The sequence below is a fragment of the Thiomicrospira cyclica ALM1 genome (genome assembly GCF_000214825.1).
Classification (GTDB): Bacteria; Pseudomonadota; Gammaproteobacteria; order Thiomicrospirales; family Thiomicrospiraceae; genus Thiomicrospira; species Thiomicrospira cyclica.
The window spans coordinates 914,747-927,484 of record NC_015581.1; the positions used below are offsets into that span (position 1 = coordinate 914,747).

Sequence of the window (12,738 nt, forward strand, 5' to 3'; positions counted from 1 at the left end):
TATTAAGCAAGTATGCAACCAGTATGCACTTGGTTTTTTAGCCGCCCTTAATTGGGGATAGAAAAATGACGACTTCAAACGGTACTATTACACCGAGAAAATCAAAACACACCACTCGCTTTAATGCTCAAAAGCAGTATAAAGGCATTCGCTATTCTAAATTATTTGATACAAAAGCAGACGCTCAAGAATGGCTAGATGATTTAAGCTATTTAGGTGCAACTGATTCCGCTGGAAATCCTACCCGCAAAGCTAAAGCCGCTCAAATGATTATTGACGAAATAGATCAGCAACGAGCGCGAAACATTACACCGACATTAAAAGACTGTATTAATATTTTTGCTAGAGAATCAAACACCGCTAGCGTGGATAAGTATGCTGTCCAGTTAGGCCGCTTTTCTGAGTTGTTACTCAAGCCAATTAACGAGATCACACGCCTGGACTTTGAGTTAGAGATTAGACGCATTAGACGCGAGCGCAAATTAACACCAAGCACCGCTAACCGCTATCAAGCCGCCTTTTCATCTTTATTCAAATTCCTAGCCGCGCATGATGACTTTTTGCAATATGGCTTGGTTAATCCCACCAAAGACGTGCCACGCGGTAAAGAGGGCGCAGGGCGTATGCTGTTCCTAGATAAAGCAGAACAGGTGCAACTATTGCAGGCCTGCAAAGAAAGCGGCTGGAGCGGCTTATATTTGCTTGTTTATATGCTTTTGCTGACTGGTTCAAGACGAAATGAAATAGCCCGGTTACGCTGGGAAAATGTGGACTTAAAAGAGGGGATTATTAATCTAGTCGGAACTAAAAACGGTACAGATCACGCGATTAAGTTACCACCAAGCGCAATAACGATGCTCAAGCAATGGAAACTGAGCCAGCCTGTATCACATTGGGTATTTCAGCATAGAACCGACCCGCGCCGCCCTATGACCAATTTTGACCACTATTGGCGTGAAGCAAAAAGAGCGGCTAAAATGCCAGAGGATTTACGCGTACACGATTTAAGACACACCACCGCAAGCACCATGCTAGCCGATGGCTACACGCTAGAGCAGATCAAAGCAACGCTAAACCATAAAAGCGTAATGATGACCAATCGCTATGCACACGCTTTAGGCATAACTGACACCGTGGCCAGCCGCGACATTGATTTTTTACAAGGGGCTATGTGATGAATAATAAGACGCTTGATTATCTCAAAAATCATACGCTAATCAAAAAAGCCATAAAAGACACCGGGCTAGAGTTTCACGACTTGCTAGGCTTTAGCGTCAAGCCGTTTATTGATGATGGCCTAGTTAGCTGGATTTATTCACCTGGTGCAGAATGTAACCCGCCTGAAAACTGGTTAGATGCTGAACCCGCGCTTATCCTTATTTGGTTTTATTCAGATCAAAGCGATTCTGAATCACTAGCTTATCAAGATGCGAGCAAGCGCCTACAGATTGCCGAACTAGGCTTGACCTATACCACAACAACCAAAGCAAGATCACAAGGCGGCAAAAGCACGGCTAAGGATAAAAAAGACGAAGCCAGTATAAGGCGTGAGAAAATAAGAGCATTATTTTTTAATGATTTTAAGGATAGGCCTGAGCGTAACAGAGCAGCGCCAATAGCCGCGCGGTTAGGTATCACAGCAAAAACAGTAAGAAGTCACATTAAAATTATAAAAGAGGAAACACACTAAGCGCACTTCTTTTTCCCTCCGTAATATCACCCCTGAACACTATTTCAAACTACTGAAAACGTATAGGGGGCTACCATGCCAAGCATAGACAACTTACAACCCATTTCACAATTTGCAGAATCATTTAGCCAGCGCTTAGGTATTAAGCCGCGAAGCTTAAAGATGATGATTGACCGCAACCAAGACGAACTAATCCAAACCGGTGCAGTCTTTAAAACTAAAGGCAAAAGCCGCCTTATTGATTCTCAAGCTTTTATGGCTTGGTACTTGAACCATTAAGGGGGGGGGTGGATTATGAATATTGAACTCATTAAAACCTCAGATAATCGCGTTATCGGCGCTCAAGTTTCTCATCACCATTTAGGAAAGCATAAAGAAGAACCTGAGAAAGACTTCTTGCAACGTGTAAAACTATTTGCTGAAAATCTGGATAGATTAAAGAATGGAGGGTGTAATTATGCGAATTAATGAGAGCGCCACCGCCAAACCAGTCCGCCAAGACAAAGAAAAGCTAGCAACGCTTGATAATTATAACATTGCTCAAGAATTAAGCACATTCAAAAGCTTATTTATTGAACAATCCCACCGCTTTAGATCACTAACTAGATCAATCAAGCGCCTATCATTGGAGGTGACGAAATGAGCCAGGATAAAAACCTCATTCATAGCGTCACAACCAAGCGCAAGTATAGATTTATTTCAGCACTGCTGAATAACGACCCATCAACCGCAGAATTGAGGGGCGTAGTTGGTTGTTCTAATCCATCTGACATGGTTAGAAGTTTTAAGCGTCAAGGCTGGAAGATTTACGCGGATAGACGGAATATTAAAGACCGTGACGGCGTAACAGTAAAGCCAGCCTGGTACAGCTTAGACGAATCTCAAATCGAGATTGCCAAGCAAGCCCTAGAGCATTTTAGAACGCGACAAGGCCAAAAGGTTTAATTGTGGATAGCTGGAACGATCCGGCGGCTTTTGATGACCTACCACCAGGTGAAACTATTGCGCCTGGTGGATACGTCAAAACCCAACCCAAGCTTACACAATCCCGGCGCTTTGAGTTAATCAGCTTTTGCATGGCAAAGCCTATGGTGAACGATAAGCGGCTAATAGATGCGTTTTTATTGACCTTTATTGATGTAGAAACAGGCGAAGAAGCAAAAAGCTATTTTCGTATAGATCACTTCACTAAGGAAAAGACAGGGCGCAAGCTAGCATTTATCAAACCAGAATCAGACCTTGCAAAGCTTCACAGATTAGCTACAGGCGAATATAAACCTAATAGATACCGCAAAGCCAACGGCATACCTAAAGACCTCATAGGGCTTGTATTTGAAGCTTCTAAGGTTAAGTACGCCCAACATGGCAAACATTCAGAAACTAGCAGGCAAGAAATGTATTTAAAAATCTCATCAAGCGACATCAAGCCATTAACGATTAATCAATCGGAATTATGGACTAATACAGGAGCTTTAAAAGGTCGTGGTGCTGGCATACCGAAGCCCAAAAAACGGAACAAAAACGGAACGCAAACGGAACAAAAACGGAACGAAAACGGAACGCAAAAAAACGCGCAAACTACTATAAACACTCTACCTCAAGCTATGAATGAATCCGAGGTTAGAGGCTTAAGAGAGAGAGGTCTAATAGAACCCCTTGTAAGCCCTATTAATAAAGAAATAAGAGAACAGTCTTTTCAAATCACAAATGAATTAGGCGGTTATGACTTTGAGCGCAAGCCAGGCGAAACGCTAGACCAATTTAATGATCGTGTTCTCGATGCAACTTTTTAATAACGAACTGAACCACAACCAGAGAGGTATTTAATATGCAAACGTATCAGCCAATAGAAAAAACCCATATTACCAATGAGCAAGCCATAGACGATGTATTTGAGATCATGGATATGGTCGAGTTAGGCCGCCTAAAGTTTCAGTATGAAGAAGAAATTCAAGTCTTATGGGATTTATGCCAATACGTCATGAGCAAAGTAGACGAAGAAACAGGCCAGCCTAATACTGTTAATGTTTAAAAGCGGGGTTAAACAATATGAGAATGACAAAACGAAAAAAGGCTATTCTTGAATTGCTGTCTATCACGGATAAGGAACATTTATTTTTTACGATTGGCAATACAGGCCTATTCACCTTTTCATGTATTTACGAATCTGTATATAAAGATGGTGCTAATTCTCAAAGCAAAATAGTTAGCCTTTACCGGACACTAAGAACAATGGTTAAAGATGGCCTGCTCATTGAGCGCAAAGAGTTAATTGAGGGCACTATGGGCGGTATGAACTATTGGCAGAAAAGTTGGCACATACCAAGCAAAATAGATTTTGACCTTAAGGTGATTAAGGATTGGGAAGCCGGGCTAGAGGAACGCTCAGAAAAGGCTTGGGATAACATTCTAAAAAATTTACTATGACAACTCAGCTCATAGAATCACTAGGCCTGAACACCTAAGCCCCTTAATTGGGGTTTTTTGTTATCCGCTACCACAAAGCTATGGAAGTTAAATATTGTTTCAGCCTTTCAAATGCCAAAAGTTTAAGCTTTAATGTTTTGCGTGTTATCAGTAAAACCTAAATGGCTAACCAGAATAAGTGAACTATGCCCAAACTGGACAGCGTGAGGTTATGCCTAAATTGGACAAAACCAACAGATTATGGGCTTGATAAAATTATTAGCCAATCAAATCAATAGCTTAGAACTTGATTCATCATTAAAAGCAAGGTAAAAACGGTTGTATAAATTTTATACAAAATTCACGACCTAAAAAAACCCCTACCCAAAAGCAAAAGATACTTAATCCCCTGGTAAGCCTTATTTTATGCACCTCAAGCAACTTGTATGCAATCTAGTATGCAATACAGACTATTTCAGAATACTACAGAATACACTTAAGCCATTGAATTTATTAGTTATTTGTTGTTGATTAGTCGCTAGATAGAGGTATAATAGACCTAGTTTATAACCCTATTAGGAATGCTTATGCACGGCAGTTACCAGCGCATACCAATCAAATTTACTGAGAACTGGTTAGAGGGCTTAGACGGCCGAACCGGGGTAGCCCGTGATTTAAAGGAACGCTATAAGGAACTAACAGACGATTTAGGCGGCTTTAAGAATCTGAGTTATCAGCAACGCGCCCTATGCAGTCGTGCTTTGTTTATCGAGTACAACTTGAAAAAACAAGAAGAAGACATGGCACTCGGAAAAGATTTTGACCCCGGCGTATATGCTCAATCGGTTAATACATTAATCGGACTATTCAGAATGCTAGGCATTGAGCGCAAAAAACAAGAAGCAATAACCCTAAACGATTTTATAGAATCGAAGTCTAAAGGCGCTTGAGATGGTGACAATTCGCGACCTAATGAATGACCCTCAGCTATTCGGTGAAACCTTTGCGGGTGACACCTGGAACGCCTGGAGAGCATTATTAAGCGGTTTTTATGGCCTACCTTTAACCGATAAAGAAGCGGATACATTCAAACAACTAACAGGCCGCGACAGCCTACCAGATGCCCCACATGATGAGTTATGGCTAGTTGTTGGCAGACGTGGCGGCAAAACCAATATAAGCGCCTTACTAGCCATTTATGAAGCCCTATTTAACAACCATAAAGAGAAACTAGCACCGGGTGAAATAGCAACCGTTATGCTCATTGCGGCTGACCGTAAGCAGGCCAGATCAGCTTTTAGATACATTAGCGGCCTATTGAATGGTAACCCGATGCTTAAAAGCTTAATTATTCGTGAGGATAAAGAAAGCATAGAGTTAAGCAACCGATGTGCTATAGAAGTTGGCACGGCTAGCTTTAGGTCTGTTCGTGGTTATTCCGTGCCTTGTATCATTGCTGATGAAATCGCCTTTTGGAGATCAGAGGATTCAGCTAATCCAGACTTTGAAGTCTTAAACGCCTTACGCCCGGCAATGGCCACGCTTAACGGCAAGCTTATTGCACTGAGTAGCCCATACAGCAGACGCGGCGCATTATGGGAGCATTACAAGCGTTATTTTGCTCAAGATGATAAAGAAATCCTAGTCGCTCAAGCACCTAGCCGAACCATGAACCCGGCACTATCAGAGAAGCTTATAGAAAAGGCCATGCAACGCGACCCAAGCGCGGCTAAAGCTGAGTACCTAGCCCAATTTAGAACCGACATAGAAACCTTTATAAGCCGCGAATCAATCGAGAATTGCACCGTTCCGAACCGCCTAGAGTTGCCACCGATAAACGGCGTTAATTACTCAGCATTTACAGACCCAAGCGGCGGCTCAAAAGATGCCTGGACTTTGGCCATCACACACCGAGAGAATGAAACGGTTGTGCTTGATGCGGTGCGATCCGTTAAGCCACCGTTTAGCCCTGATGCGGTTGTTAAAGACTTTGCAGAACTATTGCACCTATACCGCATTAAGTCGGTGACAGGCGACCGCTACGGTGGAGAATTCCCGCGTGAATTATTTAGAAATAGCGGTATTGAGTACCTAATAAGCGACCGACCTAGAAGCGACCTATACCGCGACACCTTACCCTTAATTAATTCGTGCCGGGTGGAGTTGTTAGACCTACCCGACATAATCAACCAGTTTACGACATTAGAGCGTAAAACCAGCCGGGGCGGTCGTGATTCCATAGACCATGCACCCGGCGCACATGATGACCTAGTGAACTCAATAGCAGGCGCTATCATCAACACTAAAAAGAGCCGTGGTTATGACTTAGCCGCGTTAAACGAATGGTAAAAATAAGAGGTTTTAATCCATTATGAGCATGGTATCAGTTGCACAAATTCAAGAACAGATTGAAGACACACAAGAACACCTAGCCGGGCTAAATGACCAATGGCAGGCCAACTTGCAAAACGAATCAAAGCTTGATGTTATCGAGCAAGAAACCGAGCAGGCAGAGCGCAAATTATCCCGCCTTACTGCACAGCTTGAACTCGCAAAAGAGCAGGAAGAAGAAGCCAAAGCCCAACGCGAACAAGTCGAAGCCGAAAAAGCCTACAAGCTAGCTAAGAAGCTGGAAAAGGAATACATAGATTTTGTTAATAAAGTGGCCAGTGACTTTGAGCAATTGCAAAAGGGCTTTGAGTTTGAGAAGAAGTTACACCAATGGCGGCTTGCACATAACACGGCTAAAGGCGGCGGGTTTAATCCCACACGCGGCTATGATGCACCTGTTAAGAAAGCATTTGAACAGATGGCCTTAATCAAAAACAAACTTGCTCACATTTCATCAACTGTAAGCAACCCTTACACCTGGAAGTAATCCCGCCTTATAACCCTGCTTTTTGATAAGTGGGGTTAATCAAAAATAATCAATATTTGTATGCAGTCTGTATGCACCCACCTTTATAACCTATTGATTTTATTAAGCCGAAAAATTGCAAACTTTTGCACCTAGTATGCACTTGGTATGCAGTTAATTTATACAGAAATCCCTTGCGAATGCTTGTATTGTGGGGCGTGTTGATATAATATGCACCTACTTACGGCTACATAGGCTAGCGTGTAACTCAAACTTAAAATCCCTCGCCAGAAGTGGCGTGCCGGTTCGACTCCGGCCCTGGGCACCATCATTACTCTAGTTTATCTCTAACTTAAAATTTCTCCATCATTTGTGCTACCAAATCAAAACTCAACTGCAAAACACCGTGACCACTCCTGAAGAGTTAATGCGTTCACGCTATGCCGCGTTTGAGCGTAAGGACTTTGCTTATTTGGCTTTAACAGAAACTAATCCTGAGCCGATGGATGAAGCCACCCAGGCCTGGTTGCGCGGGTTAATTTGGTGTCGGTTGGAAATTGTGAGTGCACAGGGGCATCAGGTCGAATTTAAAGCCTATCATTTAGAGCAGGGCGTGCCGTATTGTCTGCATGAACGCAGTGAGTTTGTGCAAAATGCGCAAGGGCAGTGGCTGTATGACAAGGGTGAAGTGAATCGCTATAAAATGAACTTGGGTCGCAATGATTCGTGTCTTTGTGATTCGGGTAAAAAATTTAAAAAATGTTGTGGGCTGTAAAGTTTTAATAGCTCCTATGGTCTTGGCTATTACGGTATAAATTTTGCTTGTTATTAACTGATAATTTACTATAAGCCCTTTTAAGCAGGCCAAAACCATGTTGCAAGAAAATCTACAAAACTTGTTAACTCGTGCCCAGGCGTCACAACAATTAGCCTTGTCTTTTTTGTTTTCGAGCATGGAAATCGTTCGGCCATTGCGTAAATTGGTACACGCACTTCAGCTCGAAAGAGGGTCAAACAGTTTGCTGTTGGTTGATCCACAAAACATACTCTATGCGTCAAGGGTTGATGCCTATCGAAAGCAGTTTGCTGACGATCAAATGCGGTTTTTGCAAGCCGTTGAGGTTTGGCAGGCGCAGATGGAGCAACACGCACTACCCAGCAGTGTCTATATTAAATTAGCGCATTTTTTGGAAACATTAAATCATCTGGTCAATTTGCGAGAACAGATTGATACGCGTGAGATCAAAACTGATCAAGCCATTGATGATTTTTCTAGCATTATTGCGTCAGCGCTTGCTTTTGTGTTTGAACTGGCAGAGCAGGCACTGGATGCTGATATTGCCCGTGGTATGTTGGCTTTATTTAATTTTATGCAGGCCAAGGAGTTGGCAGGGCAAGAGCGGGCCTTGGGAGTGGTAGTTCTCGGTTCGCGTGCCAGAACCCAAAGCGCTCAACTTACAGCGGCCTTGAAGACAAGAATTGATCAACAATGGCAAGCCTTTCAGTTAGTGCGTAGCTTTGCCACCGATGCTCAAATAGCGCAGCTTGAACAACTTAAGCAACAGCCTTACCGAGCGCATCTTGAACAATGGCGGGATCGAGTTAGCGCGTCTACTCATAATAGCGCCCATAATAGTTTAGCACTGGCCGAAGGCTGGTTTGATTTGATGACTCAACGTATTGATGGCTTTCAAGCGTTAGAAGACGACCTGATTAGTTATTTGCAAATTATCTGTGCCAAAAAAATGGCAGCCGATGAGGCCTTCGGGAGTGCCAGTACAACAAGTAATCATCTTAGCGGTCTAGATTCACAACTAAAGCAACAGGTGGATGAGCGGGTCATGCGGGTGAGGGGTGTTTCTCGCTTGTTACTTGAACAACTTCATGAACAAGCGGTTCAATTGGGTGCCGTAGAAGCCGAGTTGATGTTGGCAAAACAAACTTTGCTTGATCGACGTTTTATTGAGCGTGCAAAAGCCTTGTTAATGATTAAAAAACATATTACCGAAGAGCAAGCGCATCAATTTATGCGTAATCAAGCAATGAAGAGTGGTTTAAAGATGGTTGATCTTGCCAAGCAATTGTTACAGCAGCTCGTCTAACTGCCATATTGGCTAATTAAAATACGTTCAAAAGTGGTGCATTATTGCGATTATGGTGCAATAATTCTGTTATTTTTCTATATTCATCCACTTTGACAGACGTCCTTTAATTTGAAATAGAATTAAAATCATGGGCTTATAGGATTTTATAGATTTTTATTTTAAATTTGTAAAATTGGCATGAAATGTGTTTAAATTTCAGTAGCTATTGATTCTACAATAGAATATTTCTGGACAAAGGCGTCCATTCTTCTCAGCTCTAGCTGGGAGGAATGGGCGTTTTTTTTTGCCTCAACCTTGGAGACGATTGACATGAAAAATACGACTATTTCTAGAAGAAACCTTTTAAAAGCGGCTATATTAAGTGCAATTGGCGCAAGTAGTGCCTCAAGCCTAATAAATGTAGCACAAGCAAGTGTTGGATTTCCTGAAAAGGAAGAATTAAAACTAGGTTTTATAAAGTTAACCGATATGGCACCGCTCGCCATTGCTTATGAAAAAGGCTTTTTTGAAGATGAGGGTCTTTATGTCACATTAGAGGCGCAGGCAAATTGGCGTGTTTTAGTTGATGGTGTTGTGTCTGGCGCACTGGATGGCGCTCATATGTTACCTGGTCAAGCTATTGCTGCAACAATAGGTTATGGAAATAACGCCGAGCTGATAACACCTTTTTCAATGGACTTAAACGGAAATGCAATAACAGTTTCAAATAGCATTTGGAATGATATGCGGCCATATATTAAACTTGATGAAAATGATAAGCCCATTCATCCGATCTCAGCAAAAGCTTTAATTCCCGCCATAGAAAACCTAAACAACCGCGGAGAATCCTTTCGAATGGGTATGGTGTTTCCAGTTTCAACACATAATTATGAGTTGAGATATTGGTTAGCAGCCGGTGGTATTCATCCAGGTTTTTACGCACCTGATAGAGGCGATACTTCTGGTACTATTGACTCACAAGCACAGCTATCTGTTACTCCTCCGCCACAGATGCCCGCCACTATGGATGCCGGAACGATTCATGGTTACTGTGTAGGTGAGCCTTGGAATCAGCAGGCTGTCTTTCGCAACATTGGTGTACCTGTTATTTCAAATAACAATATTTGGCGCAATAATCCCGAAAAGGTTTTTGGTATGCGCAAAGATTTTTATGAGCAGTACCCAAACACAACTATTCGTATGGTAAAAGCATTATTAAGAGCGGCTCGGTGGTTAGATGAAAATGACAATGCTAACCGAAAAGAGGCGGTCAAAATTCTTGCAAGACCGATTTACGTTGGTGCTGACGAGGCAGTTATTGCAAACTCCATGACGGGCACGTTTGAGTATGAGAAAGGCGATCAACGTTCAGAACCAGACTTCAATATCTTCTTCCGTAATCATGCTACATATCCTTTTTATTCTGATGCTGTTTGGTTCTTAACGCAAATGCGTCGCTGGGGTCAAATTAGTGAGCAAAAATCAGACGACTGGTATCACGAAATAGCGCAACAAGTTTATCGTCCAGATATTTATCAAATTGCAGCTAATGAGCTTATAAAAGAAGGTAAGTTTACGGCGTCTGAATTTCCAGACTTTTCAATCGAGACGGGTTTCAAACCAGCAACTGATGAATTTATTGATGGCATTACTTACGATGGCCTTAAACCTAATGACTATCTTAAACAGTTCGAGATTGGTTTAAAAGGTGCCGATAAGGTATAGATTCAGGAGGAACGGGTGAGCTTAACACTTACCCATAAGGATAATATATGAAACTTCCCTTATTTATTGAACCTTATGCGAATTTAGCAAAAGGTCAAAATCCAAAACAGCAAGTGTTACAAATTTTTAAACAGCTTGGACTCCCGGTTATAGGATTGTTGGTTTTTTTGATGCTTTGGTCGGGGGCTTCAAAAAACATTGAGACGTCACTTGGAAACTTTCCTGGACCTATTGAAGTTTATCAGCAATTTAATAATCTTTTAGATGAGCATAGAACTGAAAAAGAAAGGGCTGAAGCTTTTTATGAGCGTCAAGCCGAAAGGCACACTGCCAGGATGGCAGTGGACCCTGATTTTATTCCAACTTTACGCCCCTATACCGGTGCGCCTACTTTTATTGACCAAATCAAGACATCGCTTTTTACCGTTTTTACCGCGTTTTTAATTGGCTCGTTGATTGCTATTCCAATTGGCATAATGATTGGTATGTCGGACGGACTTTATCGTGCTGTGAATCCAATTATTCAGTTATTTAAACCCGTGTCCCCTTTGGCCTGGTTGCCATTGGTAACACTTGTTGTGAGTGCTGTTTATGTGAGTGATAGTCCATTATTTCAAACGGCATTCATTGTTTCAGCCATTACTGTTCTATTGAGTTCAATTTGGTCAACAATTATTAATACAGCGGTAGGGGTAGCTACGGCGAGTAAAGACCTATTAAACGTGTCTAAAGTACTCAACCTTAACCCCTGGACCCATGTCATAAAAATTCTTATCCCATCCGCCATTCCTATGATTTTTACGGGTTTGCGAATATCCTTAGGTATTGCTTGGATGGTTCTAATAGCGGCAGAAATGCTCTCTCAATCGCCCGGGTTAGGCAAGTTCATTTGGGATCAATTTCAAAACGGTAGCTCAGAATCTATGTCACGTATCATGGTTGCTGTATTAGTTATAGGTCTGATAGGGTTTTTGTTAGATCGACTGATGCTGGTATTGCAAAAGTTTGTTTCTTGGGATAAATCAGCCGTACTTCGTTAATTTTAGGAGAAAAGAATGGACGCATATTTAGAATTAACGGATGTGGAAATTGCATTCCCAACACCAACAGTACCTTTTGTTGCAATACAAAACATAAATCTTAAGATAGCTAAAGGGGAATTTATTTCATTGATTGGTCATTCTGGTTGCGGAAAATCAACGGTTTTAAACATAGTCGCAGGACTTTATCAAGCTACAAAAGGCGGCGTAATCCTTGAAGGTCGAGAGGTTAATCAGCCCGGGCCTGAAAGAGCTGTTGTGTTTCAAAACCACTCACTGTTACCTTGGATGACGGCCTACCAAAATGTTGAATTAGCTGTAAAACAAGTTATGAAAAATGCTAGTAAAGGCGAAATCAAAGATTGGATTGAGCACAACCTTAAATTAGTGCATATGGATCATGCCATGCATAAACGCCCTGATGAAATTTCTGGCGGTATGAAGCAACGTGTTGGTATTGCACGTGCCTTATCAATGCAACCAAAAGTATTGTTGATGGATGAACCATTTGGCGCACTAGATGCCCTAACACGCGCGCATCTGCAGGACTCTTTAATGGAGATTCAGAATGAGTTAAATAACACGGTGATTATGATTACGCATGACGTTGATGAGGCAGTTTTATTATCGGATCGGATTGTGATGATGACCAATGGTCCTGCAGCAACTATCGGTGAAATAGCTGATATTAAATTGACTCGCCCAAGAAATCGCGTTGTTTTAACTGAAGATGCTGATTACAACCGTTATCGTCAACAAGTATTAAGTTTTTTGTATGAAAAACAGGCTAAAACAGAATTGTAATAACGAAAAAATTAATTTTATTGGTGCAGCTGTGCACCAATAGTAATCAAAATACTCGGCTCTAGGAGATTTGCTAATTTTTAAGTTATTGTTTAATATAACAAAAATTGGGGTGGCTTGTTTGGCACGCAC

General features: G+C 41.8%; 16 protein-coding genes. All 16 read left to right on the forward strand.

All coding sequences use genetic code 11. The features are described 5' to 3' along the window. The first annotated feature begins 65 nt into the window (after positions 1-65). On the forward strand, positions 66-1,175 hold the full coding sequence (locus THICY_RS03960) for a tyrosine-type recombinase/integrase (RefSeq protein WP_013835315.1): 1,110 nt from the start codon (positions 66-68) through the stop codon (positions 1,173-1,175). Then, positions 1,175-1,690, forward strand: a complete 516-nt coding sequence (locus tag THICY_RS03965; RefSeq protein ID WP_013835316.1) for a helix-turn-helix domain-containing protein — start codon at positions 1,175-1,177, stop codon at positions 1,688-1,690. The genes THICY_RS03960 and THICY_RS03965 overlap by 1 nt, the downstream gene beginning before the upstream one ends. 75 nt (positions 1,691-1,765) lie before the next feature. Then, positions 1,766-1,969, forward strand: coding sequence for a hypothetical protein (locus THICY_RS03970; protein ID WP_013835317.1), 204 nt, complete (start codon positions 1,766-1,768; stop codon positions 1,967-1,969). A gap of 15 nt (positions 1,970-1,984) precedes the next feature. Further along, on the forward strand, positions 1,985-2,158 hold the full coding sequence (locus THICY_RS08750; RefSeq protein WP_013835318.1) for a hypothetical protein: 174 nt from the start codon (positions 1,985-1,987) through the stop codon (positions 2,156-2,158). A gap of 171 nt (positions 2,159-2,329) precedes the next feature. Then, positions 2,330-2,635, forward strand: a complete 306-nt coding sequence (locus THICY_RS03980; RefSeq protein ID WP_013835320.1) for a hypothetical protein — start codon at positions 2,330-2,332, stop codon at positions 2,633-2,635. Between the two features lie 2 nt (positions 2,636-2,637). After that, on the forward strand, positions 2,638-3,483 hold the full coding sequence (locus tag THICY_RS03985; RefSeq protein WP_013835321.1) for a hypothetical protein: 846 nt from the start codon (positions 2,638-2,640) through the stop codon (positions 3,481-3,483). Positions 3,484-3,518: 35 nt separating this feature from the next. After that, positions 3,519-3,722 carry a hypothetical protein gene (locus tag THICY_RS03990; protein WP_013835322.1) on the forward strand — a complete coding sequence of 68 codons (204 nt, stop codon included), beginning with the start codon at positions 3,519-3,521 and terminating at the stop codon, positions 3,720-3,722. Between the two features lie 17 nt (positions 3,723-3,739). Then, positions 3,740-4,117: a hypothetical protein gene (locus tag THICY_RS03995; RefSeq protein WP_013835323.1), complete on the forward strand. Its 378-nt coding sequence runs from the start codon at positions 3,740-3,742 to the stop codon at positions 4,115-4,117. Between the two features lie 566 nt (positions 4,118-4,683). Beyond that, positions 4,684-5,046, forward strand: coding sequence for a hypothetical protein (locus THICY_RS04000; RefSeq protein WP_013835324.1), 363 nt, complete (start codon positions 4,684-4,686; stop codon positions 5,044-5,046). A gap of 1 nt (position 5,047) precedes the next feature. After that, positions 5,048-6,445, forward strand: coding sequence for a hypothetical protein (locus THICY_RS04005; RefSeq protein ID WP_013835325.1), 1,398 nt, complete (start codon positions 5,048-5,050; stop codon positions 6,443-6,445). A gap of 22 nt (positions 6,446-6,467) precedes the next feature. Beyond that, positions 6,468-6,974 carry a hypothetical protein gene (locus THICY_RS04010; protein ID WP_013835326.1) on the forward strand — a complete coding sequence of 169 codons (507 nt, stop codon included), beginning with the start codon at positions 6,468-6,470 and terminating at the stop codon, positions 6,972-6,974. 385 nt (positions 6,975-7,359) lie between these two features. Continuing rightward, positions 7,360-7,728, forward strand: coding sequence for a YchJ family protein (locus THICY_RS04015; RefSeq protein WP_245534985.1), 369 nt, complete (start codon positions 7,360-7,362; stop codon positions 7,726-7,728). A 97-nt stretch (positions 7,729-7,825) separates the two neighbouring features. Next, the gene (locus THICY_RS04020; protein ID WP_013835328.1) at positions 7,826-9,055 is read left to right on the forward strand and encodes a nitrate regulatory protein; all 1,230 of its coding nucleotides are present in this window, start codon (positions 7,826-7,828) and stop codon (positions 9,053-9,055) included. A gap of 312 nt (positions 9,056-9,367) precedes the next feature. Next, complete coding sequence (locus tag THICY_RS04025; RefSeq protein ID WP_013835329.1) at positions 9,368-10,762, forward strand: CmpA/NrtA family ABC transporter substrate-binding protein; 1,395 nt, start codon at positions 9,368-9,370, stop codon at positions 10,760-10,762. Between the two features lie 47 nt (positions 10,763-10,809). Next, entirely contained in the window at positions 10,810-11,802 is a 993-nt protein-coding gene (locus THICY_RS04030; protein WP_013835330.1) for an ABC transporter permease, read from the forward strand. A 15-nt stretch (positions 11,803-11,817) separates the two neighbouring features. After that, entirely contained in the window at positions 11,818-12,606 is a 789-nt protein-coding gene (locus THICY_RS04035; RefSeq protein ID WP_013835331.1) for an ABC transporter ATP-binding protein, read from the forward strand. Positions 12,607-12,738 lie beyond the last annotated feature (132 nt).